23 protein-coding genes and 2 pseudogenes are annotated in these 25,409 nt (G+C 54.0%); 17 read left to right on the forward strand and 8 right to left on the reverse strand.

What is annotated here, in order from left to right; translation table 11 throughout:
* Positions 1-9: 9 nt before the first annotated feature.
* Both Z052_RS12550 and Z052_RS12560 read left to right on the forward strand, forming a co-directional pair.
* On the forward strand, positions 10-2,202 hold the full coding sequence (locus tag Z052_RS12550; RefSeq protein WP_099289080.1) for a hypothetical protein: 2,193 nt from the start codon (positions 10-12) through the stop codon (positions 2,200-2,202).
* A 746-nt stretch (positions 2,203-2,948) separates the two neighbouring features.
* Positions 2,949-4,148 (forward strand): orc1/cdc6 family replication initiation protein, encoded by a 1,200-nt coding sequence (locus Z052_RS12560; RefSeq protein ID WP_099289081.1) that lies wholly within the window; start codon positions 2,949-2,951, stop codon positions 4,146-4,148.
* Between the two features lie 112 nt (positions 4,149-4,260).
* Here the strand turns inward: Z052_RS12560 and Z052_RS12565 are convergent, their stop codons facing one another.
* Positions 4,261-5,145 (reverse strand): IS1595 family transposase, encoded by an 885-nt coding sequence (locus Z052_RS12565; RefSeq protein WP_099289082.1) that lies wholly within the window; start codon positions 5,143-5,145, stop codon positions 4,261-4,263.
* Positions 5,146-5,391: 246 nt separating this feature from the next.
* Here Z052_RS12565 and Z052_RS21310 point away from each other — a divergent pair, with 246 nt between their 5' ends.
* From Z052_RS21310 to Z052_RS12585, 4 genes are all read left to right on the forward strand, one after another.
* Positions 5,392-5,622, forward strand: coding sequence for a Fic family protein (locus Z052_RS21310; RefSeq protein ID WP_241897940.1), 231 nt, complete (start codon positions 5,392-5,394; stop codon positions 5,620-5,622).
* Positions 5,623-5,967: 345 nt separating this feature from the next.
* Positions 5,968-6,696, forward strand: a complete 729-nt coding sequence (locus Z052_RS20240) for an HNH endonuclease signature motif containing protein (protein ID WP_158228688.1) — start codon at positions 5,968-5,970, stop codon at positions 6,694-6,696.
* A 145-nt stretch (positions 6,697-6,841) separates the two neighbouring features.
* Positions 6,842-7,168 carry a hypothetical protein gene (locus tag Z052_RS12580; protein ID WP_094521382.1) on the forward strand — a complete coding sequence of 109 codons (327 nt, stop codon included), beginning with the start codon at positions 6,842-6,844 and terminating at the stop codon, positions 7,166-7,168.
* Positions 7,158-7,772, forward strand: a complete 615-nt coding sequence (locus Z052_RS12585; RefSeq protein ID WP_099289083.1) for a hypothetical protein — start codon at positions 7,158-7,160, stop codon at positions 7,770-7,772. The genes Z052_RS12580 and Z052_RS12585 overlap by 11 nt, the downstream gene beginning before the upstream one ends.
* A 31-nt stretch (positions 7,773-7,803) precedes the next feature.
* On the opposite strand, the gene Z052_RS12590 is transcribed toward Z052_RS12585, so the two are convergent.
* Entirely contained in the window at positions 7,804-8,124 is a 321-nt protein-coding gene (locus Z052_RS12590) for a hypothetical protein (protein WP_099289084.1), read from the reverse strand.
* A 1-nt stretch (position 8,125) separates the two neighbouring features.
* Positions 8,126-8,476 (reverse strand): winged helix-turn-helix domain-containing protein, encoded by a 351-nt coding sequence (locus tag Z052_RS12595; protein ID WP_241897941.1) that lies wholly within the window; start codon positions 8,474-8,476, stop codon positions 8,126-8,128.
* A gap of 109 nt (positions 8,477-8,585) precedes the next feature.
* On the opposite strand from Z052_RS12595, the gene Z052_RS12600 reads away from it, so the two are divergent.
* Positions 8,586-8,729, forward strand: coding sequence for a hypothetical protein (locus Z052_RS12600; protein WP_241897942.1), 144 nt, complete (start codon positions 8,586-8,588; stop codon positions 8,727-8,729).
* 595 nt (positions 8,730-9,324) lie between these two features.
* Here Z052_RS12600 and Z052_RS12610 read toward each other — a convergent pair.
* The 3 genes from Z052_RS12610 to Z052_RS12620 form a co-directional block, all read right to left on the reverse strand.
* Positions 9,325-9,609 (reverse strand): hypothetical protein, encoded by a 285-nt coding sequence (locus Z052_RS12610; RefSeq protein WP_241897943.1) that lies wholly within the window; start codon positions 9,607-9,609, stop codon positions 9,325-9,327.
* Between the two features lie 249 nt (positions 9,610-9,858).
* Positions 9,859-11,157: an RNA-guided endonuclease TnpB family protein gene (locus Z052_RS12615; protein ID WP_099289085.1), complete on the reverse strand. Its 1,299-nt coding sequence runs from the start codon at positions 11,155-11,157 to the stop codon at positions 9,859-9,861.
* A gap of 598 nt (positions 11,158-11,755) precedes the next feature.
* Positions 11,756-12,070 carry a hypothetical protein gene (locus tag Z052_RS12620; protein WP_099289086.1) on the reverse strand — a complete coding sequence of 105 codons (315 nt, stop codon included), beginning with the start codon at positions 12,068-12,070 and terminating at the stop codon, positions 11,756-11,758.
* Between the two features lie 93 nt (positions 12,071-12,163).
* On the opposite strand from Z052_RS12620, the gene Z052_RS12625 reads away from it, so the two are divergent.
* The 6 genes and pseudogenes from Z052_RS12625 to Z052_RS12650 all read left to right on the forward strand — a co-directional run bounded on the left by Z052_RS12625 (position 12,164) and on the right by Z052_RS12650 (position 19,113).
* Positions 12,164-12,502 carry a hypothetical protein gene (locus Z052_RS12625; protein ID WP_199058276.1) on the forward strand — a complete coding sequence of 113 codons (339 nt, stop codon included), beginning with the start codon at positions 12,164-12,166 and terminating at the stop codon, positions 12,500-12,502.
* A 48-nt stretch (positions 12,503-12,550) separates the two neighbouring features.
* Positions 12,551-13,438: pseudogene (locus Z052_RS12630) on the forward strand (cell division control protein Cdc6); the annotation flags it as partial.
* A gap of 229 nt (positions 13,439-13,667) precedes the next feature.
* The gene (locus tag Z052_RS12635; RefSeq protein WP_099289087.1) at positions 13,668-15,473 is read left to right on the forward strand and encodes an ABC transporter ATP-binding protein; all 1,806 of its coding nucleotides are present in this window, start codon (positions 13,668-13,670) and stop codon (positions 15,471-15,473) included.
* 104 nt (positions 15,474-15,577) lie between these two features.
* Positions 15,578-16,969: a sulfatase gene (locus Z052_RS12640; RefSeq protein ID WP_099289088.1), complete on the forward strand. Its 1,392-nt coding sequence runs from the start codon at positions 15,578-15,580 to the stop codon at positions 16,967-16,969.
* A 135-nt stretch (positions 16,970-17,104) separates the two neighbouring features.
* A complete protein-coding gene (locus Z052_RS12645) occupies positions 17,105-17,833 on the forward strand; it encodes an FkbM family methyltransferase (RefSeq protein ID WP_099289089.1) in 729 nt (242 codons plus the stop codon).
* A 206-nt stretch (positions 17,834-18,039) separates the two neighbouring features.
* On the forward strand, positions 18,040-19,113 hold the full coding sequence (locus tag Z052_RS12650) for a glycosyltransferase family 4 protein (protein WP_158228689.1): 1,074 nt from the start codon (positions 18,040-18,042) through the stop codon (positions 19,111-19,113).
* 70 nt (positions 19,114-19,183) lie between these two features.
* Here the strand turns inward: Z052_RS12650 and Z052_RS12655 are convergent, their stop codons facing one another.
* Positions 19,184-20,104 (reverse strand): hypothetical protein, encoded by a 921-nt coding sequence (locus tag Z052_RS12655; RefSeq protein WP_099289091.1) that lies wholly within the window; start codon positions 20,102-20,104, stop codon positions 19,184-19,186.
* 67 nt (positions 20,105-20,171) lie between these two features.
* On the opposite strand from Z052_RS12655, the gene Z052_RS12660 reads away from it, so the two are divergent.
* The 3 genes from Z052_RS12660 to Z052_RS12670 all read left to right on the forward strand — a co-directional run bounded on the left by Z052_RS12660 (position 20,172) and on the right by Z052_RS12670 (position 24,070).
* Positions 20,172-21,284 carry a glycosyltransferase gene (locus Z052_RS12660; RefSeq protein WP_099289092.1) on the forward strand — a complete coding sequence of 371 codons (1,113 nt, stop codon included), beginning with the start codon at positions 20,172-20,174 and terminating at the stop codon, positions 21,282-21,284.
* Positions 21,285-21,345: 61 nt separating this feature from the next.
* Complete coding sequence (locus Z052_RS19790) at positions 21,346-22,512, forward strand: hypothetical protein (protein WP_144050024.1); 1,167 nt, start codon at positions 21,346-21,348, stop codon at positions 22,510-22,512.
* Positions 22,513-22,606: 94 nt separating this feature from the next.
* Entirely contained in the window at positions 22,607-24,070 is a 1,464-nt protein-coding gene (locus Z052_RS12670) for a sulfatase-like hydrolase/transferase (RefSeq protein ID WP_099289096.1), read from the forward strand.
* On the opposite strand, the gene Z052_RS12675 is transcribed toward Z052_RS12670, so the two are convergent.
* Positions 24,064-25,164 carry a glycosyltransferase gene (locus Z052_RS12675; protein WP_099289094.1) on the reverse strand — a complete coding sequence of 367 codons (1,101 nt, stop codon included), beginning with the start codon at positions 25,162-25,164 and terminating at the stop codon, positions 24,064-24,066. The genes Z052_RS12670 and Z052_RS12675 overlap by 7 nt on opposite strands.
* A gap of 125 nt (positions 25,165-25,289) precedes the next feature.
* Between Z052_RS12675 and Z052_RS12680 the strand changes: the two are divergent.
* Positions 25,290-25,409, forward strand: a pseudogene (locus Z052_RS12680) (IS1595 family transposase); the annotation flags it as partial.

Raw genomic sequence — 25,409 nt, forward strand, 5'->3', positions numbered from 1 at the left:
GACGCCTCAATGGCCGAGACGTTCGAGACTGGGCCGGAACGGGGTGCGACGGCGATTTCCGATCTGTTCGATGACAGAGAGGTTACAATCGACCAAGCCGAACAGTTCGCCTGGGCCGTCACCGATGGGATGATGTACGCGTTTCGGGCAGATACCCCATCTCGAGAGTCAACGACCCAAGTAACAGTTACAAACCAGCCAGAGAGCGCTGATGCGCTCCCGGAACCGCTCCATACAACGTATCAGAAACTGACCAGCGAACTCCCGGAGTCACTCGATATCCGTATCGGGGCACTGCCTTTGGAACTGTTCGGACCGTCGCCGGCGCTTGGAACGCGACTCGTGATGGAGGAGGAAAATCTGAAGCCTGCGCGTCGTGGGAGCGTGTCCGGGGCGGACGCGAACGCCCTCTTCGAGGACCTCGCCGGCGAACCGTTCCTCTATTACGCGCTGTACCGTCGGTCCAGCGGGCTCCCCGAAAGCTACGAATATCAGGTCACGGTCCGGGTCTTCCTGTTTAATCCAGCATATAAGATCAGCACTGAAAGTGAGTACGCCGACTGTCTTCGGTACGGTCGAAAATGTGATCCTGCGGATTCGTTTGCGGACCTTGGGGTCTCGTCGAGTCTCGCCGTCATTGACGACGGGTACAATGTCTCGCTGTACGATGGGTCGGTGGTGCCCAGTCGAGAGACTGAGCTTCCGGATTTTAGTTCGGGACAAGACCGTATCACCGGGAAAAGAGAGTTCACACAGATGCGGCGGGCGCAGTACGGAGCGTCTGATATCCTTGAGGATCGCTGTGCGTGGACGAGTCTTCTTGCTCGAAAGATCGATCTTGAACACTACGTCGGGCTGGGCACGGTCAATCCGGGCGTTGATCCCTGGCAGAAAGCCCCACAGGCGACGGGGCTTGATATTGATGCTGTCGGTGTTGACCCCGAGAAACTGCTCCCGGATGAGGTCACAATTGGCGTTACAGAGCCGATCGAAGACGGCGAATTCGATCCTGACCGGACGACGGCCAACGACGGCACTGATGAACACTGGGAGCGGATTAAACGCGTCGCTGTCGCCTTCGACAACAACGGGTACGACGTGGAAATCGTCACCCAAGACACGGGATCGCGTCCAGATATCTGGATCCGGCGTGACGATGGCGAAATCTTCGCCGTCGAAGTCGAGTACCGAACACGGTCGAAGCCGGGAAGCTTCTATACGAATCTCATCCGGCAGGCAGTCTGGGGGTATAAAACAATCACCGTAATGGTACCACAGACGGACGACGACGGGCGTACCGAGTCACTCGACACGCTCAGCTCGTGGGCGCTGGACAAGCTCATGGTTCCGATGAAACAGCGTGATCCAACGAAAACACAGCTTCACAACTGCTCGGAGACGATTACTGTCGACGGCAAAACAATGCTGTTGCCGGAAGGGGTCTCTGAGTCTCAGTGGTGGTTGACCCGGGACGCGGAATATCTACTCGTTCATGACGGTGAAATACTCGCTCGCGGGGACGCAATAGCGCCGTTTGAGGCCTTTGAGTTCAATCTCCCGCGATACTACAAGAACGACGGCCAGTGGGTTGTCGAAAACAAGTACGGCAAGCCCGTCCAGACATACGACGATGAGAGAGACATCGAACACACCAAAGTCCGTCAGTGCCATCGGCCGGTTGATCTAAGCTATGTCCGATTCGTGGAGGCACTCTACTGTTATGATCCGGACACCGGAGAGCTCGTCCAGCAAGAGATGACGGCCGAGTGGGATGTCGAGCAAGCCTCAAGCCGAAACGAACGGAGTCATCAACAGGCGTTTGAGACGTTCCTCGTCGAACACGAAACCGACGACGCGATCCTCGAGCGGGACTGCCGGCCGTTTATCTGCGACTGGATCGGACGGCTCAGCACCCACGACCATCCGGGGAAAAATATCTACGGAAAGTATTTAAAAGACTACCACAAGCGTGAGCGGACCTCAACGAAGTTTGGTATGGATCCGTGCTATCCCGGTGTCTCGTTCCGCTATCCCCGCGGGCTTGTCTCCCCAGACCTGCCTGGGCTCGACACGACGCCACACTTCCCTGGTCACTGGAACATTGCTGCTGAAGACGTGCTCCGGGAGCCGTTGATTCACGGGCTTGATGATCGGAGCGACGTTGAAGCGAAAGCGGAAGACAACCCGGAGACGGATCGCTAGTACTGATAATAAACGAGCTATGTACTGCTCCTTCCAATGAACAATCACACTACGCCTACCGGTTCGGCGGGCGAGACGGTTGCCATCTCTCAGGACGATGAGATCCGGTTAAACACAGACGTGTATCACCCTCATTTTACCAGTAGAGAGTACGTTCGGCTCGGAACACATCCGACTGTGGATCTGATTTTCGTGCGCCCGGTTGCCGTCGATACTGTGGACCCATCAGAGGAGGATATTGCGTCCGCCTACAAGATTGATCATACTAGCTACACCGGTGAAGTGACGTGTCGACGGTTTCTCCAGCATCATAACTACCACCATACGGCTACGACGCAGTACGTTGCGGAGTGGTGGCCTGATCACGGTGTCTTATGTGTTGATCTTACTGACCCGGTGCCGACGTCTGAGCAGCCTTGATCTCGTCTCTTTTAATAAGGCTATTAGGGACATACCCCTCATTTCGTCTGTTCATCGAGTCTCTGGTACCAAGGTTGGTGAAGACACACCCCTCATTTCGTCTGTTCTGTGAGGTAGTATGTGGGATGACCCACTACGGGTCAGACTCCGAAGCACTCCGCCTGCTCACCTGTGGATAGATGAGACACACCCCTTGTTTCGTCTGTTATCGATATGCTTTCGACATCTGTTCTTTCAATTTGGGAAATTGCTTTTTTATAACGAAGCAGACGAAACAGACGAATATACACATTTATATACAAATAGGTAGTTGCCAGAGACACGCGATGAACGAAGATCTCTTTTCGGATATCACGGATACTCTCTTCGAGGACAAAGCGATTCTCTCGGAAGAGTACCAGCCGAACGAGATCGTCGAACGCGAAGACGAGATTGATGCCTTCCGGTCCGCACTCAAAGACGTCTTGTTCGGCAGGAATCCCTCCAATGTGTTCATATACGGAAAAACAGGAGTCGGAAAGACTGCCGTCACGGAGTATATTACGACTGCGCTCGAAGCAGAAGTGAAGCGACGAGATGACGCGGAAAAACTCCACGTCCACTTCCGGAACTGTAACGACGATACTGTCTATCGAACGGTTCGAGCACTAATCAACAGTATCCGTGGAGATGGCTGTGAACCGTTTCCAGAGACCGGCCATTCAACAGCGCACGCACTAGAAACGCTCTACGAGGAGATGGATTCGAACGGTGGGACGTATCTGTTCGTTCTCGACGAGATTGACCATCTCTCAGATCCAAACACACTCTTGTATGAACTTCCGAGAGCACGCGCAAACGATCATCTGACTTCCTCGCGGGTGGGTGTTATTGGGATCAGCAACAACTACGCGTTTCGTTCCTCACTAAGCCCAAAAGTGAAAGACACGCTGATGGAAAAGGAGATCGCGTTCTCACCGTATGACGCCGACGAGCTTCGGTCGATTCTCACGACACGGGCCGAAAAAGCGTTGATCGAGGACGCATGGGACGAGTCAGCAATCAAACTCGCCGCAGCCAACGCAGCAAAAGATACTGGAAGCGCACGACAGGCTATCGACCTGCTCCGAGAGGGCGGTGATGTCGCCGAGGAGAACGGTGCTACCAAGATTACGGACGAACACATTGAGCTCGCAGTCGATCGCGTTCAGCGCGGTCGCGTCGAGAATAAACTGCGTGATCAGACCATGCATGGTCAACTGATCCTCGAAGCACTCGCGAAACTCGAAGTCAGCGGGTCGACTCCCGCAAAATCGAAGGAAGTACAGCGGACATACGTTCATGTAGCCGAGAGTAGGCGTCAGGACCCGCTCACGACGCTCAAGAGTATCCAGAATCACCTCGCTGATCTCACCATGCTCGGGTTCCTCGAGCGGACTGAGCACAACGAGGGACGCGCCGGTGGTGCTCACTATCAGTACGAGTTAGCACTCGATCCCACTATCGTCCTCGAGACGCGAGATACGATCGAAGCCGAGTCGGCTTGATTTTCTCTTCTTGTGAAGTAGAACAGACGAAACGAGGGGTGTGTCCAGTCGATCTCTGACGTTATCGATCGTGACGATGCGTCGTACGCTCTTGTGTAGCACATTGTTGATTTCAGAGAGTGGCTTTGACGGCGTGTTTGAGCGCTTTTCGTCCGGGTTTGCGGTAGAGTTCTTGTCTGAGTTGGAACGCTCGGAGATACTGTGTGAGGCGATCTTTTGAGATGCCTCGATGCGGCGAGAGCCACCGTCGCGCCAGCGACGCGTGGCTCTCGCAGGAGTTCACGTGGACCTCTTCGTCGGCGTACTCACCGTCTCCGTGAACGACGTATTCGCGGTCGAGTTGCTCGTCTTCAGTAAGCGGATCGTACGCACGAAATCCGTCGGTATAGACAGTGAGAGGCTCCTGCTGGCGGTCAGCCAGCAGGAGCCGGATCGTCGATTCGTCTGCGGATTTCGCCGGCACAACGTACCGTTGCTCGGTGCCACGATCCACGAGGACGAACACGGGCGGTTTGTCTTGATCATACGTTCCGCGTCCGCGTCGTGAGAGGCCACGAGAGCGCGACCAGCGGTCGCGCTCGCGGCCTTTCAAGCCGGCAGAGACGTAGAACTCGTCAATTTCAACCGGGCCACGGAGATCGAGTGACGGCGCGTCGAGCGCTTCGGTGAAGCGCTCGACACGCCTGTGGATCGTTTTGTAGGTGACATCGATTTCGCACTGTAGTTGCCTGAGACTGGTGTTAAACCGCAAAAACGCGTAGATCGAGAACAACCATTTGCGGAGTGCGATCTTCGAGTGAGCGAAGATCGTGCCAGTCTTATCGTTGAACGTGCGGTCGCAATCCTTACAGAGATACCGCTGAAACTGCCCGTAGCTGCCGTTTCTGACCGTTCGGTCAGAACGGCAGCGAGGACAGGAAACGCCGTCACGCCAGCGAACCTGCTGTAACAGGTCCGCTGCGACCGATTCCGACCCAAACACATCTAGCGGAATCATCCGTGTCGGACACCGCTGACGCGGTGTCCTTGTCCTCTTCGACACGACAGCGACAGCTCGCCAGTATCAACAATCTCCTACGGAAGAGCGTGCGTCGTAAAATGATCCAAAGGTGTTCACCCGGAGAAGAACAGACGAAACGAGGGGTGTGGGTTCGATCGTGACGGAACTCATCCACGAGTATATCGTCGCAGAGTACCATGATCGCCCGCCAGTGTTCGAAACCGTGGTGACATCGAATTCGCAGTGGACGACACCGAAGCGGGCAGCTTCGGCTCCGCACCGGAAACTATCCACAAGAAGCCGTATCATCTCGTCCGGCTCCTCGTCGCTAATCACCCCTTCGTCGATGCGAACAAACGGACGGCGCTCAACGTGGCGACCTCTTCTACTTCCTTGACAGGTGTTAGATCGCGTGCGATGGCAATGACGCAGTTCGCTTCGATGCGACCACCGTCCTCGCAGCCGGCATATTAACCAACAAAATGACCAGCACTGTTGGTTGATTCGCGCCGAGCCGAATAGGGTACGGTCCGCTACTGGCTCCGTTTGTATCCCTCGAATTGGGTGCGAGGGAGGTGGGTGAGAGTGATGCCCAGCGCTCTCTCGTACTGAAATGAAGCGACCATCGAGAGCGATACGTGTGGCTCCGCCTGCGTCGACGACGGCACTATCGACGTGGGGTCCCGTCACACGTGTACGAGTTCCAGTTGTATCGAGTCACGCAGCGCTTCGGCCGCGAGAACCCGAACAGTGGCCGACAGTCGGCCACCGACGAGCAGGTTCTCAGTCACCGTCGAACCCCAAGGAGGCACAGAAACAATGAGCGACGACGAGTTCCGACAGGCAGTCCGCAACGCTTGGGGTGGCGCGTGTCTTGTCTGTGGCCGATCACCCGATGGGTGGCTCAACACTACCAGCGGCGAGCGGCGGCAAGACAAGCTCTCGCTCCACCATATTAACGGAGATGACACCGACGATCGCGTCGCCAACGTGATCCCGCTGTGTCAGAGCTGTCACGTCCATATCCACAAGGTCGACGAGCCGCCCTACCGGCAGTGGCACCGGCAACTCCCGATCGAACACCGTAACGCTTGGAATGCGCACTACAAAGAGTACTACGAGGGGCCGCGTATCCCCAGTGAGGAGGCAGAACGGCTGTTCGGCGACGACGACGGCACGCCAGAAAGCGAAAAGTATCGCCAGCACGAGCCCTCACCGGCTGCCGACGGCGACGAGCCTATGGAGGCTACATCGGACGCTGCGAGCGATCAGGGAGATGTCGTAGACTCGTCATCTCGTGACGACGAACCGAACACTGCGACTGAGACGGATGGTGGTCCGGAGTCTGCTCCTGATACAGAATCGATCAGCATCACGTTCGTTCCCCTGAGGTCGTCACGTCGTCGGATCCGGTTCGTCGAACGCGACGACGGACCCGGCTGGTGGCGGATTGACGACGAGTGGACCGGCTGTTGCTGGCGGCCAGTTGGTCGTGAACCGGTCACTGATGTCGAGCGTATGGGTGGGAGTGGCTTCGACGGGGAGTAATTCAGTGAGATAATAGTTCGACAGAATTCCAGATACACATTCTTTCTTTGAGAAATATATACTTGATCTGATATTTTGCGCCTTTTGTAGTAACAAATAGTTACACGTCATAACATATATCTCCCTCTACATCGAACGGTAGTGTATGAGCGGATCAAGCTATGATAAAGTGATCCAGTTTCGTGCTGGAGCCGAAAAAGAGGCCGCGGAACTCCTTGATGAGATTCACATCGGTGGCGTCAACGTGAGCGAACTCGCTCGCGTCGGCTTGGCCGAAATGCTCCGGCAGTCATTAGATGAACAGGACAAGATCGCGGTCTACGAACGATATAGTCGTGACGAGATTGGTGAGGATGTGGCTCGTGTTCTTCTTGGTGAAAAACTCGATAGAATGGAAGAAGAAAACAAGTCGTTCGAGGCAGCTATGGAACGAGACACATCTGAATTTCTGACGGGACGCAATGGCAAGTGAGGCTCGCTATCCGATACTGGCAGATACGAGTTCCTTGATCGCGGTTGCGAACACGACTCAGTGGGAACTCCTGAAAGACACCATCCACCTCACAACGACAAATGTCTGTAAGCACGAACTTCAGAACCACGTCAACTCAAACAAGTACCCTGAAGAAGGCAGCCGTGAATACTACGTGAAGCACGGAAGCCAACGTGTTCTTGAGCATCTAGACGAAGACTCGTCGCCGTGGTCGTGCGTAACTATCGTTCCTCGCCCGCATGGGCCAGACGCAGGCGAGCAATCGCTCAAGCAAGAACTTTCTGAACATGCATCTCCGTATCAGATTGTCTCGATTCTTGACTCAGCGGCGAGACGTTCACTTCGGCGTCTCATCGAGGACAACGGGTACGACATTGACGTTGTGGGACCACCGTATCTCCTCTATATCTTGCTAGACAACGATCTCATCTCAAAGCCTGAATTCTGCGAAGCAACTGTGGAGATGATTCGGACGGAAGGATGGACTGGGTACGAGGTGGTGAAGAACGCGTGGACCAGTATTCCCGTTGATTGTACCAAAATCCTTGATGACGAATATGATGACTCTCTTGCACCCAATTGACAGCCTCCTCTGCGTTCACGTGAGAAGAATGTCAATTGAAAAATGTGAGTAACGGCTGGTTGGCACAGCCACTAGCCGTCATTAAGACGTCTACAAACCGCAGTCCCGTGCTCTCTCGGAGCCAGTCTGCGGCTTCCTCGTGTTTTGTTTGGCCGTTTGGAATGTATACGGCATGTGGGCCGACACTGAGGAACGACAGCTCCAGTGCCGCGTCGAGGGCAGCTCTCATCTCGTCACCGTCTTCGTCTTTCGTTGCGAGAGCGATCACGTCTTCTTCGGGGATAGGCTGTCCCCACGTGTGGTTCCGGGCCAACTTCCAGACAATCCGAGCTGTCGGACCCAACCCCTCCATCTCAATCGTCGACTTTCGGGTTGAGCCGTCTGTTTACTACTCCTTCAAGACGATGAAGCAGTCGAATGATTTCGTCGCCATCGTTGAGCGTGTACTCAACTGGCTCGGAGTTATCCACTTCCTTCACGATTCCAAGATTAACGAGCAGCGTGATGTGCGTATGAACAGATTGTCGACTGACGCCAGCGTGCTCCGCTAGCCGGGATTTGCTGAACGTAGTGCCGGGCATATCCATCAGCGCATCAATCATGTATCCGACACTCTCGTTTTGCATGAGCACACGTAGCCCCGATGGATACTCGTCACGCACCGTTGCCATCTCCGTTTGTTCGGTTTGCGACTGATTCGACATGCCTTCTGTTACGCTTGTGTTGGGTGTTAAATCTGTTGGACACTACTTACGTGTTGATATCTTTCACGCGTGTGCGCTCCTTCGGCCGTCAGCCGAGGGTGAGTACCAGTTGAGCGAGGCCGTGGGGTTGTTGGTGCGGGCTGGGTACGAGGTCGAGACCGTGCGGCTCGGGGAGCGCGTGAATGTGAACACATCGGAGGACGTGGAGCGGGCGAGCGAGTTGGTGCGTGAGGAGAGCGGGACGGGTTCCTGATACTCCACCATGTCGAGTGCTTTTTTCACTGGGCAGTATTCGACCCCTACACCCCACCGTGTCGAGTGTTCTCGGAGACGACCAACAACAGGTCTCTCATCACACCCCACTGCGTCAACTGTTCGAGACAGGTGGCGCTCGCGTTCGAGCAGGAGGTCTCGACGCGTATCTGCGAGCGTAGTCGCCGCATCGGGGTATGCCGGAAGCTTCCGAGTTTCACGGTGTGTGAGTCCGCCGCGCGCTCGTACCGCGTCTTGATCGTCTTCGAACGGGCCGGCGTCGCGCCTCGTTCTTCGAGGTACGCGAACGTTTCGAGCAGCAGTTGGGCGTGCTGGGTCTGGTCGCAAATCCGGTTGCGTAACCGACCGTGCTGGACGAGGTCCTGGGCCTCGACGATGTTCGAGTCGTCAACGCCGTCGTCGCTGCGCTTCTTCCTCCCTCGCTGCTGACTGTAAGCAGGGAGAAAACGGGAGAGTCGGTAGGCTGAGCGCTCGGTACCCCACCGTGTCGAGTGCTTTCCTCGTTGGGGCAGCCGTCAGATCTCCCACCCCACCGTGTCGAGTGTTTCTGGAGACGACCACCGACAGGGTTCGTATCACTTCGTCTGCCTTGGGAACGATCCGGTGGAGTTTCTCTTGATTGTCTTCGACCGGGCCGGCGTCGTGCCCAGTTCTTCGAGGGACGCGAGCGTTTCGAGCAGCAGGTGGGCATGCTGGGTCTGGTCTCGGATTCGGTTGCGTAATCGGCCGCGCTGGACGGGGTCTTGGGCCTCGACGATGTGCGAGTCGTCGCCGCCGTCGTCGCCGCGCTTCTTCGCCACCTCGCCGCCGACTCTGAAGAGGAAGCAAGCGGGCGAGTCGGTGGGCTGAGCGCTCGACACCCCACTGTGTCGAGTGCTTTCTTGGTCGGGGCAGCAGTCGGATCCCCCACTCCACCGTATCGAGCGTTACCACGAGATAGTTGGCACGGGTACGGGCATACTCGATACCGAGTGAGATCACTGGTCTCGACAGTGGATTCCTTCGGTAGTCGTACACATCGTCCCTGGATGATCGTTGACTGTCCGTTTGGTGTTGGTCACGCGGGTTGGTCGTCGCTGGCGTCACCGAGAGACACACCTCGTACCGAGTCAGTGACTCACGACTGAAGTCGTGGGCTTGTCAGTGGACTCCCCTTCTGCCGTCGAGTCGACGGAGGCGATAAATTCGCCGTTCAGGTTCAGCGTCCCTGACTTCAGCGCACACTGACAGGGTGCGCCTCCACTCGAAGACTTCTGCCCCGAGCGGAGACGTTTCAATAGTTTTCGAGCGATGTTTTTGCTCGCGTTATAATCCGCGTTCAGCTCGTAGTCGCATTTTTGACACACGAACTGGTGTTTCGATTTCCGATTCCTCTCGTGTGTAAAGCCGCACTTCGAACACCGCTGGCTCGTGTACGCCGGACTCACCTGCTCAACTTCGATATCGAGCGTCTCGGCTTTGTACTCGACGTACTCGTATAATCGGCGGAACGCCCACGCGTGGAACCGCTTCGCACGAGCCATCCGATCGCGGATACCGGTCAGATTCTCGAACGCGATGTGCGTACATTCGTGGTCGCGAGCTTCGTCGAGAATCCGGTTCGAAGCGCGGTGGAGTTCGTTCTGCATCCAGCGGTGTTCTCGGTCGTCCATCGACTGGATCGACAGGTGCGCCGACCGCGTACCCGCCTGTTGCATCGACCCGCGCGTTTTCTCGAATTCGCGGCTTCGATGGTTCATCTCGTCGGCGTTCCCGATGAACGCACCCGTAGAAGTCACAGCGAGCGAGCCGTCCACGTTCAGATCAACGCCAAGGACTGTTCTGTGCTCGGCGTTAGAAACAGCCGTGGACTGCTCGTGTTCGTCTGTGGTACGGCGCATACGCGCGTGGAGGTAGAACGCCTCGCTCGAGCGGTCGTACTGAAGCGTGGACATCCGGAACTCGTAGTCCTCGTTCAGTAGGTACTCGCCGATCGGTGTCTCCTCAGGATCGTCAGGAAGTACGTACTCGCACTCGACGCGCCCGTTCACTGTTGAAAGAGAGACGTGGTCGCGGTGGAACGTCGCGCTGCGCTTGTCGTAAACGACGCTCCACGCGTCGAAGTGTGGTTGACTCGTGGGTTCGCCCTTTTTGAGTCGGGCAACACCGCTTTTGCTGGCCTCGATAGCGCGTCGAATCCCCTTCTGAACGAGGTTCGCAGTTAGCTCGGTTTCATCCCGGAGTCGGTCGTACAGAGCGGTTTCGGCTTTCTGTTTCGAGGTGACACAGTGTTCGTCTGGGTGTCTCCACGCCCAGGCTGCGGTCGTGTTCGCACAGTGGAGAAACTGGTCTTTCGTCTGATGGAGGTCGTCGCACCGCTCCTCGGGTACGTCAAGCTTGACTTTGACGGTGCGGATCACATCCCCCATCTGTATTTCACATTTTAGTCTGTTTATTTATAAATTCTACGGCTGGTAGTTGGGAGTCAGATTGCTATCGCTCGTGGTATGTTACGGGGAGTGTCGGATTCCTCCAACGGCTGAATCCGTAGGCTTCCTCCTTACTCCTCTGTGAGCCTGAAGTCTGGTTGGAGGTATCGTTCTAACTGAACTGGGTCACGCTGACTGCGTTGTACTGTTTCGGCAGGTGTCACTCGGTCCGACGTGTGTGACGACAGTTTGATACGGTTTCATCACTCGATTTCATTCGGCATACGGTGTGTCCCTCGTACTATCCACCCGAAGGGCCCGACGTTGTCAGTACGAGTTCAACGTCGGTGTCGTCGGCAATGTCGTTCGGGGATTTCGATTCCATTGCGCTCCCGACAGGCGTGGCGACGCGGATGACGTGAGGCAGTGAGGTCGGTCAGCGTTGTTCGGATGGTCCCAAGTGGTTCTGCTCGAACACTCGACATAGTGGGGTCTCAGGGGGAAGTGTCACACCCTGTCTCGAAAAGAGCACTTGACACGGTGGGGTGGGGGTGGCGATGAACGCGACGGGACCACGGTCCGTTTTCAGTATATGAAATCACTTCCAATCGTGCTCTTCGATACCCTCGTAGTGCTTTAGGCGACTATCGATCTCCCATGCCTCCCAGCCACACTCGTGGTAGAGGACATCGGCGAGTTTGTCGAAGCGACTCTTATTAAGTTCGATACCGCGGTTTCCGCGGTAGGTGATGTAGGGTTCGCTGCGAAGATCGGCGTAGACATCTCGCGCGGTCGGGTAGTCCCCGTCGATCGCTGAGAGATTGAGGAGCGCCTCCTCCGTGATCGGTGTGCCCCACTTGTGTTTCGCGATCATCGTCGCCAGGAGGGCACATTTCACCGACGGCTTCTCCATGGCGGAGAAATAAATCCACGCTTATATAAAGGCTGTTAATAGATGTTAACGCTAGTGGAAACGTTTATACACACACAGATGATGGCTTTCCGTATGAGCAGTCTGGAACAGGCGGATGACCGCGGGGCCAAGAAGGAACTCCGGAAGGAGCACCCGAGCGGGTGGCTGTATCTCACGCAGCACGATGCGATCCCGATTCTCGTCGACGCGTTGCTCGATCTCCCGCCGAATCGTGAGTTCAACAAAACCGAACTCGCAGAACACGCCGGCGTCACGCGCCAGACCGTTGGCAACTACACCGACCTCTTGTGTGAGGTCGAACTCATTGAGGACGTTCCGAACACGTCACCACGCCGGTATCGAGTCGCGGACAGCGATGTCGTCCGTGAGCTCTTCGAGTTGAACAGCGCGCTCAACAGCGTCGGTAAGTAGTCGCTGCCCACGAGGAGTTCTTCGCTACTCCCGTCGGTGTTCGGAGCCGTGGTTCGCAGCCTCGTCAACGGGCTGCTTCCGGAGCGCGCCAGCCAGTTCCCGGAGCGGGGACTCGGGACCGGAGACACGTTCGACGAACTGTACCGACGGTTCGATCGCATCGGTGGGACACACCGCGTCGTGTTCGACGAGATCGACCATCTGGAGGACGCGAACACGCTGCTGGACGAACTACCACGCGCGAGAGCAAACGGTCACATCACGGACGCGACGGTCGGGGTGCTCGGGATCAGTACCGACGACACGTTCCGACAGACACTCTCGCCGAAGGTGAAGGATACGCCCATGGAGACCGAGATCTCCGTCAGTCCGTCCGACGCCGCGGAACTGCGAACGATTCTGGAACACCGGGCGGACCGCGCCGTCGTCGACGAGGCGTGTGACACGTCGGCGATCGCGAAGGCGGCAGCGTTGGCCGCGCAGGAGGTGGGGAACGCGCGGCAGGCGCTCGATCTGCTCCGCGTCGGCGCGGAGCTGGCCGAGCAGCACGGCGAGGCGCCGGTCACGGACGCACACATCGAGACCGCACGGGAACGAGTCCAGCGCGGTCGGGTTGCGACGGTGATCCGAGACCAGATCGAACACGCGCAGTATATTTTGGAAGCGATCGCGACCCTCCAGACGGGCGGGGAGGTCCCGGCGCGATCGAAGGAGATCCAGCGAACGTATGAGCGGGTGGCGGAGTCGCACGCCGCCTCGCCGCTGTCGACGCTGAAGCGTATCCAAGACCACCTTTCGGACCTTTACATGCTGGGGTTCCTTCGGCGCCACGAGCAGAACAAGGGACTGAGCGGCGGGCAGTACTACGAGTATGAGTTGGATCTCGATCCGGCGATCGTCTTGGAGACGCGGACGGAGGTCGCCGAGCACGCGTAGTGAAAGCACACGAAATGCACTCCCTCTAAATGTGACTCCCGGTGGGACAAGAGCGGGAAAGCACACGAAATGAACTCTCCCTCTGATAGAAGTTGTGATCGGAAGGAGCTGAAGAAGATCCGGACGAGTGTAGCGAACGACTGTCGTGAACGCGGAGCGGACACGGCGCACGGAACGAGACCGACGACATTATTCGGGTCGCCGACGGAAATCGGTGTAACTCACCGCTATGTCATCGTCAGATCTCGAACCGGTCTCCAGACGCGAGAAGCTCGACGCCCTCCAAGACGTCGCGCAGTACAATCCGAAGTACACGACGGCAGTGGTCGTGCTCGGGATCGTCGCCGCGGTGCTGGAAGGCGTGGGGCTGAGCTTCATTCTCCCGATCGTCGAACTCGTCCAGCTTCAGGATCCCGCCGCGGAGGCGGACGGGCTGCTCGCGGTGTTCGTGACCGCCTATCAGATGCTCGGGATTCCGTTCACGCTGGGCTACGTCGTGGTCGGCGTGTCTAGCGTGATGGTCGCGCGGTACACGACGAGTTTCTCGGTTGGGTGGTTTCGGGAGGCGTTACGGACCTACTATATTCGGGACCTCCAGACGCGGGCGTTTCGGAACGCGCTGAACGCGCGCGTGAAGTATTTCGATAAGGAAGGATCTGATGATATTTTGAACGCGATCGTTACGCAGACGTATTATGCCGGGCGGGTGATTTCGCGCGGGATCAAGTTCTCTCAGCAGGCTTTTTTGGCCGGTGCGTACTTTCTCGTCGCGTTGATCATCGCCCCAGCACTAACGATTATTACTGGTGTCGTCCTCGGTGGGTTCTCGGTCTTTTTCCGGCGTGTTCTCGATTCGGGATACGACGTGGGTGATGAAGTTGCTGAGGCGAACGAAATGCGTCAAGAAGCCGTACAGGCTGGGACTCAGGGAATTCGAGATGTCCGGATATTTGGACTCGCTGACGAACTATTTGAAGATTTCTCGGAGGCCGTCAAAAAGTACACGGATTCGCGAATTACACTCCGTCGAAACGAGGCCGCAATAGACAACTTCTACAATCTCATCGTTGCGGTCTCAGTGTTCGTGTTGATCTATCTGGCGTTGACGTTTGCCTCCCTCTCAGTCGGCGAATTGGGTGTCTTCCTCTTCGCGATGTTCCGACTCGGCCCGCGGGCAAGTAACGTGAATACGCTGTACTACCAAGTCGAGAACGACTTGCCGCATCTGGTTCGAACCCAAGATTTCATCGAAGAGTTGGAATCCTACGAGGAGCCGACCGGTTCGAGTCGAGAAGTTCCTGCAGAAATTGGCGAGGTCGAGTTCGACGATGTCCACTTCTCGTACGACAACGAAGAAGAGGTCCTCCGGGGAATCGACTTCAGCATCGAGAAGGGCGAGTTCGTCGGCTTCGTCGGGCAGTCGGGTGCGGGGAAATCGACGATCGTCTCGCTTCTCGCTCGGCTGTATCCGGTCGATGAAGGCGAGATCAGAGCAAACGGGATCCCGATCGACGAAATGGACATCGCAGAGTGGCGTGACCGGCTCTCGATGGTCAGACAGGACCCGTTTATTTTCAACGATACACTGCGGTACAACCTGACGCTTGGGAACCGGGATGTTTCGAAGGCGGAACTCGATAGAGTGTGTTCGATCGCGAAGGTCGACGAGTTTATCGACGAGCTACCGGAGGGATACGACTCACTTCTCGGTGACGATGGGGTTCGATTGTCAGGTGGCCAGCAACAACGCGTCGCGCTCGCGAGAGCACTGCTGGAGGACGCTGATATATTGATCCTCGACGAGGCGACAAGTGATCTTGACTCTAACTTGGAGAAGCAAGTCCAACAGTCGATCGAGGAGATGGAACGGAACTACGCGATTGTGACGATTGCTCATCGGCTCTCTACAGTGAAGAACGCCGGTCGGATCTACACGATTGAGGACGGACGAGTTACAGAGACCGGAGAACACAGCAAACTCATTGAGGAAGACGGGAAGTACGCAGAGCTATACGGAATCCAATCAAAGCGTTAGTTTATCTGGATTCAAAATCAAGTATCAGTGTTCGAGCAGGGTATAGCAGTCAACACGAATAAATAAAAGCGAAATAAACGCTACTTGAGGAAGAGCCAAATATAATGCTGCCAAATATCGTTTGGATCACTATTGAGAGTGCCCGTTTCGATGCAACATCAGTAGGTGGGGGTAAAAACGGACCCTTACAGGAACTGATAGAACAAGATGATGTGCGAAGTTTCTCTAGCTCTCATGCCCACGGAATCTGGACTCGGGCATCGTCCGCCTCCATCCTCACCGGAACGTATCCATCCCACCACCGCGTCGGAGAGAATATTTCAGATGTTCTTCCTGACGAGATTCCAACAGTACCAGAGTTACTGAAGGAGGTAGGGTATCGAACGATCTGCTTAATGAATGGGGCACACGTTGATGAGACGAGTGGCCTCGATCGCGGATTCGACCAAATGATCCAGTTCTCACGAGACTCGTTGTTGAGCGAGGTCCCATTCAGGACGCTTGCGAAATACGTTCTGAATCTCAGAACTCATGGCGGTGGCTTCACGACAAACACAACGAAGCACTCAACGTCGTACATGATGGCCGACGTGGCCAAGCGTCACCTGGCAGCGAGCGAAAAAGCGGACGAACCGCTGTTCCTGTACTCTCACTTTAACGATCCTCACCACCCCTACACACCGCCAAAACCGTACTTTGACTCGGTCGCGTCTCGAAACGGGTACACGCCAAGCGAAGCGTTCGCTGTTGCGCTCGATCACAACCAGAACTTCCTCGAACACTCCGCGCACGGATGTGATATTCCTACAGATGATCTCCAGCTGCTCCGTGAGCTACACCGTGCCAGCGTGAGGTACGTCGAGTCTCAGATACAGGAGTTATACGAGGACATCCAGTCGATGGACCGAGACACAATAGTTGTCATTACCGGTGATCACGGGGAATTATTCGGCGAAGACAACATGCTCGCTCATCGCTTGTCGACGCATAGTGCCGTCTCCCACGTCCCCCTACTCGTCGCAGGGCCTACAGAGGTGGTTGAACACGAGCCAGAACGAGTACAGCATATCGATGTCATGTCGACACTGTTGGCTGAACTGGGAGCAGAGACCGATTCTTTACAGGGGATCGACCTGCGAGATGACAGCCGAGACGTTAGTATCGTTCAGCGGGCCGGTGAACGAGCACAGAAGACGATAGAAACGCTCCGAAAGATGAACCCGGACTTCGATACGAGTGGGGTTCCAAGTGGTGACGTTACTGTATTTCGGACGGATGAATTCAAATACGAGACAGCACCGAACCACGAGCGACTTGTGGCAGCACCTGATGGTGTAACGGACATCTCTGAAGAGCATCTAGAGACAATTGAGTGGTTTCGAGAACGGGGCACAGAATTCTTCTCCGGTAAAGGACAGGCTGTATCCGAAGAAAGAGAAACTACAGATCTAGATACAAAGACTAAAAAGCGATTAGAGCGACTAGGGTATATTTGATAGACAAATCTATTGAGATATTCATAATCATGAAGTGTAGGCCGGAGACTTCTTATTTAATACCTGCACCATTGTGCTGTGTTATGGCACAATTTTTCCAAAGTATTAATTATCACTCGACAGCTAATATTGAGTATGCTGACAAGGCTTCCTAAATTATTACCAAATAAAATAACAAATTTTTTTCGAGGCACAGAGATAGATAGAATATATGATGATTTGAAATTACGACTTGAATCGTTTTCTGAGATAAAAGTTGAAACAGCTGGGGGGAATATTTCACTTGTCGTACCAGAGTATGCCCGCGAGTGGTATTCTGAAGGCCATGAACCGATATTAGCCTCAGACCTTACAGATAATCTCACAGAGGATTCTGTATTTTATGATATAGGAAGTCAGTTTGGCTTTTTTATAGAGCTTGCTCTGAGGGAGGGATTAGAAACCAATCAAATACACGGGTTCGAAGCAGAGTACTTCCACTATCGAATACTTGACCAGCAATACAGTGAGAGGGCGCATTTAATCCACGATTGGGTCGGGAAAGGAAATGATGGATCACTATCTATAGATGATTATACACATAGTAATGATCCACCAGACGTGATAAAAATAGACGTAGAGGGAGCAGAAGCAGACATATTGGATGGGATGAAAGAAACATTGAGTGATAAAAAGCCATTATTATACATAGAGATACATCCTAACAAATTAGATGGATTTGGACGTTCGTCAAATGAGATAATCGAACTCCTCGAGCAGATGGAATATGAGCTGGATACCTCAAATCACAGAAATAAAGAATCAGTTTGGGTACCAGTAGATCGAAATGACGAAAACGGAACGTATTTATTAAGGGGAAAATAAAATTGTGTAGTAGGCCAATTAGCCCATATTGGTTATACGCACATCCAGCACATTATCTATGTTTTTATAAAAATATTAAGAAGTCATAGCTACAAACTCAAGACAAATAAATAAACATGGATATTGCATTCATTACAAGTTTTTATAACAGGAATTGTGAAGGCCGACTAGGTCGCTTCCATGATTGGATACACACTCTCCGTGAGATGGATTCAACGCCATTCGAATTTAATGTCCATACATTTACGCAGTCATCACCTGACAAAACACTCTACTCTACTCCAAAGGAACTCTTCGGTGATGGAGATGACCTCTGGTCAACGAGAAAAAGCAAGCTTGAATTTATTGCGAATTTTAAGCGAATGGCAGAAGATATCGGCAATCAAGATCCAGATGTTCTTCATTTTATTCAGATAAATTTTGCCTCATTATTGTTGCTAAAGAGAATCGATTTTGATGGACGCGTGATTTTTGGACCGAACATTGGTGGCTGGTTTCCTAATCGAGTTGACAAATTATGGCTAAAGGATACGAAACAAGAGCTCAAACACAAGTTAAAATATCAGATACGGAAACAATATCTAAAGGCTACGTCTGATCATCAGTTTGTTGCGTTCAGTCACTACCACGCAGATATGTTGGAGTGTACAGGACTATCCAAGGAAAATATCACAGTACTAAAACCAGGGGTCCATTCAATATTCTCACCGAATCAAGGTACTCAGACAATCTTAAGCGAAATTGAGCGTAAATCAAGGGAGAAAGAGACTCTCAAGCTATTATACGTAGGCCCTAAGACAGAATACAAAGGTTATAATGTATTTTTGAGAGCACTGGAGAAGGTTGACAATGTGGAGGCAAAAGTAATCGGAGGTGGTAATCCGCAACTAGACCTGATTCGATCACTAGATCTTGAAGATCGAGTGGATATACAAGGGTTCGTTCCCAGAGAATTGCTCCCGCAAGAGTACAATTCTGCTGATGTAGTCGTGATACCGACAATAGACGAAACAGCGGGTCCAAATATTCAGATCGAAGCGTTAGCCTGTGGAACACCAGTTGTACTTACTGACGTGCCCGGAATGAACGAATACGCAGAGTCAGATTCCGTCGTGTATTTTCCTACTCGAGAGCCAGAAGCGATAGCCAACGCTATTGAACAGGCGGCGCAAAACATAGTCCAGCTCACGGAATCAGCACTAGATAACGTGCATCGATACAATGCGAAGGTTACGATAGAGCAACTTGCCAGCCTCTATCGTGAGATTAACTCGCAATAGTATCCGATTTGTTGTTAACTAGTAAGGAGATCGTCCAGAACCAACTGGGGAGATATCATTAACGGGTGAGTTACCTGTATCCGAGATCTTCAAGCCGCTCCTCAACAACTTCGTCTGCCATGCTGTCTTGCGTGTCTACAGGTTCGTCCGCAATAATTTCTCGTCGGTCACCTTGTACTACGAACCATGGGACTGCCACCAGCTCCGGCGTATAGATTCCTCGTGGATGACCCCATTCACGAATGGGAAACGGGCGGGCACGCTCACCGACCATGTTACCGTGGTCAGCACTCACGATGGATTTCCCCTCAATCGCATCGAGGAGTTCTTTGACCGATGGAAGCGTTCTGTCGAGGGTTTCGCGATACTTCGACCAGATTATTTCACGGTCCGTGTTGAGTTCTCCTGACATCACCTGATTCCAACTACCCGGTTCGTCTGGTTTAAGAAAGGCTTGGTCATTGTCGAACGGTTGGCCGTCCTCGGTCAGGAACGGATAGTGGGGCTGAATATAGTGGACAAGCAATCGCTTGTTGGGGTACTGTTTTGCGGCATCTATTGCATGTTTTGTCGTGACCTCGGGCAATACGGTTTTTAATTTCGTGTCCCAACCTTCTTCTTTCCAGACATTTTTGACGGCGTGAAATGTCGTTTCGAGGTCGTCTTGATGGCGGTAATACTGTGGATTCGCGGTGACGTAGACCGTGTCTCGAAGGTCCTGATTTTTGAAGTTCGCATGTAACCACTCCTGAGTGCTAGAGGCTCGTGATATTCGGCGTTCAAGCCTTCCCTCAAGCGTGTGCTGCTCCGCGAACATATCGTATCGACAGGCGTCAAGGACGACAAAATTGTCCCAGTCTTCTGCGAAGATGTCCACACCATTGGTATTGAAAGACCGGCGGTTGAAACGCCGATGATACAGCCGGTTTAGTTCGCGAAAAAACAGATTCGGGCTTTTCAATCCTCGTTGTAATTGTGAGAGTGAGTACATGGCTAACGCGAAGTATCTTTGGGGTTTATATCCTTCCAAATGATTCACTTGGGCAAGACTACCGTACATGAATGTCTGTTTCCTCATCAATCAAGTTGCTCCCGGTGGAGCGCCAACGCTCCTGCTTGACATCGTTAAACAGACTAATGACCCTCAGGTCACGTACACTGTCTGCGTTATCGAAGGCGATAGAAGTCTCGTCAAGGAGTTCGAAGACGCCGGTGCGACCGTTGTCGACTTCGACGCGTCATTCAAATTTGACCCGCGAGCAATCTTGAGAATGGCTCGGTTCTTTCGAAGAAACGATTTCGATGTTCTTCACGCACATCTACCCTATTCCCAAACCCTCGGGCGCCTCTTAGGCAGCCTCGGTGGATGTGGAACCATCGTCAGTACCCAGCACAACGTCCCGGAGAACTATCACCCGATTACGAGGACATTTGAACGGATCACCCGGCCCATCGATGCAAAGACGGTCGCGGTCTCCGAGGGTGTTGAACGGGCCTTTACCGGAGATAGTGCCAGATACGAAAGCGGACAGGATCGCCAGTGGTGTACAATCTACAACGGTATCGACGTCGAGTCGTTCAATCGAAAGGTGGATCAAGCAGATCCAGAGATGGTCCGGGATCGATGGGATGTCAGTGCTGATTTCGTCTATCTCAATATTTCTCGATACGTCGACGCTAAATCACAGATAGATCTCATTACCGCGATGGACGAAGTCGCACACAAGGATGTTCACCTCTTCATCATCGGCTGGGGAGAGCTTGAACAACAATTGAAACAGGAGGTTTTTGATCGCGAACTGACGGATCTAGTCACAGTAACCGGAAAAGTTCCAACAGTCCACGAGTATTACGCACTTGCAGATGTTTTCGTCTCGTCATCAGTGTTCGAGGGGATGCCGATCGCACATCTGGAGGCGATGGCCGCGGGACTCCCAGTCGTTGCGACTGACATTCCAGGGGTCAACGAAGTGGTCGGAGAGGGTGAGAATGGTCTCCTAGTGCCGCCTGAACGCCCCGAAAAGTTAGCTCGTGCGATGCTAGATGTGCGAGCGTCGGAATCACGACAACAGTGGGGTGAAACGAGCCTACGTCGCGTTCATGAACAGTTCAGTATCGATCAGACAGTCCAAACGCATCTCACCCTATATCGGGAGCTACTTGATGAGTAGAACCTCAGCGAAGCTGCAATTCCGACAGAATCTTTGCCTCCCTGTTAGACCATTTGATTGAATGGCCTCGTTGGATGACTGCCGACCAACGGTGTTGGTTTTTGCTGCTGCCCTAGCGATGCGGGTGTTTGGCGTCGCTGTGACCACTGCGACAAATTTGAACACCTATTCACAAGCCGATGCCAACGGCTTCTCGCGTGCAGCAGCATATATTGCAGACGGACTACAAAACGGCGCATACACTCCCCCGCCGAGCTTAACCAATACGTACGATACGTGGGGAACGTTCCTCGCTCCATTTTGGTTACTTCCGGGACCAAGTCGGGTCTACGCGCGCCTCGGGATGGCACTTCTTGGAGCGCTTGCGGTGTATAATACCTATATCATTGCCCGGAAATATGGGTCACAACAGGCCGCTGTTGTTGCCGTTGTGCCGCTAATATTCTACCCAAGCGTGATTTTCGTACAGACTACAGTCCTCCGAGAGGTAGCGGTACTATTGGGACTGACTGCTGGGGCTCGCTTTCTCGCAGTTCCGTCTCGTCGCCTGCCTATACTTGTGAATTACGGTATTGCTGGTATCTTCCTTTGGCTTTCTGTCGTACTTCGACCAGACAACCTGCCCGTAATTGGGGCACTACTTATTTTGGCAGTTGTGCTTAATTATCACCAGGTGTTCATTCGCTGGTGGATACCGTATGTTGCTTTGCTGCCAGCTATGATAGGGACAGTCCTCGCATATCCACGAATTACAGAAATCATCAGATCCTTGGCTGAGACACGCAGAAACAGAGCAGAAGGTCGAACAGTCTATCTGGAACACACGTTTGCTGAGACTGTCGTCTCAGCGACCGCGTTTAGCTGGATCGGAGCTGTCTACTTTCTATTCACTCCGTTTCCGTGGATGGTTGAACAAATTTCAGACATGATTGTATTCATTGAGGCGCTCGGAAACCTCGTATTTGCCGCGTTCGGCATCTGGGGTGCTCGGACAATCAGTAAGCATAATCTCACCGTTGGGGTAGTCCTCTCCGTCGGTGTCGTTCTTACAGCGGTGCTGTACGGTCTCGGAACCGCAAACGTGGGCACGGCAGTGCGTCACCGACAGATGCTCATCTGGGTGATATTCATATTAGGAGGCGTAGGAATCACGGAGAAAATGAGATTTATCCTTGGCACAGAAGACGAGACAGAACAGAGAGTTCAGAGTCCTTCAAACACACAATAATGTGCTCTCATATACACATTCTCAACTCATTCCAATGGTCCAAGCGGCTACGACAGCCGACGAACTACAGACTGGGCACTTGTTTGCGGGAGATATGACTGCTTCAAACGTCGTCCTACTCGTTATGGACACGGCGAGAGCCAGCGAAAGCTTTGAGATTTTTGACGAGCCAGCCAAAACTTTCGATGGGGAAACACTCAGCTCAACAAGCAGTCACTATACGCAGATATTCGCATCAGCCCCTTGGACGCTTCCCTCTCACGCATCACTATTTACTGGTACGACACCGTCGTATCACGGGGCACATGCCGGACACAAACACCTCGACGATACCCAGATTACGCTTCCCGAGGTACTCGCAGACAACGGGTACGAGACAGTCGCAGCCTCCAATAACACTTGGATCAGCGAGGAGTTTGGGTTCAATCAAGGGTTCGAGACGTTTTATAAGGCCTGGCAGTACATCCAGTCCGACAACGACCTTGGTAAGATAGCCAGACAGGAGGAAGGGTTTAAAAAGTTCACAAAAGTAACACGCGCACTATTTGACGGCAATCCGGTTACAAACCTCGCGAACGCGATCTACGGTCAGTTTCTACGAAAGAACGAAGATGACGGCGCTGCCCAGACAAACGAATGGATCAATAATTGGCTCACCGAGAGAGATGAATCGCAGCCGTTCTTTCTTTTCGTCAACTACCTCGAACCGCATCTCGAATATCGCCCAATAGAAAGACACACAAACCAGTATCTGCCTGAGGGAGTCGACTACGACCAGGCGATGGCGGTCTCACAGGATGCATGGGGATATATTGCTGGAGAAGTCAATATGTCCAACCGAGATTGGGAGATACTCCAAGCCCTCTACCGTGCGGAGATATCCTATATACATGAACAAATCGAGTCCGTCATCGAGATGCTCAAAGCTGAAGACGAGTGGGAAGATACGTTATTCATCGTCACGGGCGATCATGGGGAGAACATCGGTGATCATGGCCTGATGGACCACCAATACGCGCTCTATGACACACTCATCCACGTCCCACTTTTCGTCAACGGGGGCCCTTTCGATAATCGTAAAATCGACGATCTCGTTCAACTCATCGATATCCCAGCAACTATTCTCGACGTACTCGATATTGATGCTCCCGAAGCACGCGAACAGTTTCAGGGGAGATCGTTCCATCCCGATAGAGATGAAAAACGTGACTACGCATTCGCTGAGTATCTGGCACCGCAGCCCTCTATGGAAGCACTTGAGAAACGTGTCGGCGATCTGCCCGAGAAGGTGTATGAATACGACCGATCCCTTCGAGCGATCCGGAGCCACAACTGGAAGCTCATCCGCGGTTCCGACGGTTCTATCGAACTCTACCACGTCGCCGAGGACCCCGGCGAACTCAAGAATCTTGCGTCGGAGCGTCCGAAGAAGGTCTCGGAACTCGAAAGCGAACTCGACGCGTGGCTCGACTCCTTCGAACACGCTGACGCGACAGGAGGTGCGGACATGAGCGATGCGACGAAGGATCGGCTGGAGGATCTCGGCTACCTTCAGTGACTGATCGATCCCAAGTGTGCCGTTGTGTCTTCGACCGTCGATCGCCACTGGTGGTTCGCAACCGCTTGTTCCTCGCTCTCGCCGCCCGCTCCGAGTAAGTCCAAAAGCGAGTTGGAAAGGGATTCGGCCGACATGTCCTCAACGGTCCGACCGGCGGAATTCACGATGTCCTCGATCTGTTCAAGCTGGCTGGTGACAATGGCAGTCCCGCTCGCCATCGCCTCCAACACCGTCCGCGGCACCCCCTCTGCTCGACTCGGCAACACCAACACGTCCCCGCTCCGGTACACCTTCGGCATCTCGTCGTAGGGCATGTGCCCGAGGAACGTCACCGCCTCTTCGATCCCCAACTCGGCCACCTGCGTCTCCAGATCCTCACGGAGCGACCCATCCCCACACAAGTACAGCTCCGCGTCCGGATACTCCGCGAGCACCTCCGCGAACGCCTCGACTGCGAGCCACGGCCGCTTCCCCTCCGCGAACCGCCCGACAAACAACACGACCGGCCCCTCCGCGTCGATTAGATCGCTCTCTGGGCCCTCCGGCGTGAATCGCTCTGTGTCGATGCCGTTGGGAACGACCTCGATCGAGGAACTCACGCCTAGGTCTCGCACGCGCTGTTTGTCCACATCAGTGTAACAGAACACCACGTCCGCCTGATTGAACGTCCACCGCCCGAGCGTCTTCAGATACAGCGAGAACAGGCGCTCCGGCGCGTTCTGACTGTACAGGCCGTGGTTCGTGATCGCCAGCGGAATGTCGCCGAGCCGCCGTTTCAACGCCGCGAGATTCGTCACGAAGTAGCAGTGCGAGTGCGCGTGGATGACGTCGAAGTCCTCGCTATCTGCGTGCCAGAGGTACCGCGCCACCGCGGGCGAGACGTCGTTGCCGAGCAGCGTCACGCCCGGGGAGACGCGCAAAATGGTGTATCCGTGCGTCTCCTCGACTCGCGGCAGTGACTCGTCCTCCCGCGTCGTGAGCACCGTTACATCGTGGCCCATCGCGGCCTGGTCTCGCGACATCGCGTGCACGTGATAATCCCCGCCGCCCTTCGTGTCGGGATAGATCCACGGCGCGACACGGAGAATTCGCATTACACTGTCGTACCCGACGCCCGCGTACAAACGTACCGGTTCGGGTTAGTCACGCGTCTTGTCGCTCTTATGTAGAAACGCGGAAAGCCCGTATAATTACACTCAGACAGTTCTAATCTGGCGATATGTCTTCCACTGAGTCAGCGTTCGGCGGGATGTTTCGGCAGCTGATCGAGCTAGGAGTCATAGAGATCAACACCGAGCCGCTCGATGCCCGCATCGAGCGGCGACTCAAGCAGTTCTAG

It is taken from the genome of Halorubrum sp. C191 (assembly GCF_002727095.1).
Taxonomy (GTDB): domain Archaea; phylum Halobacteriota; class Halobacteria; order Halobacteriales; family Haloferacaceae; genus Halorubrum; species Halorubrum ezzemoulense.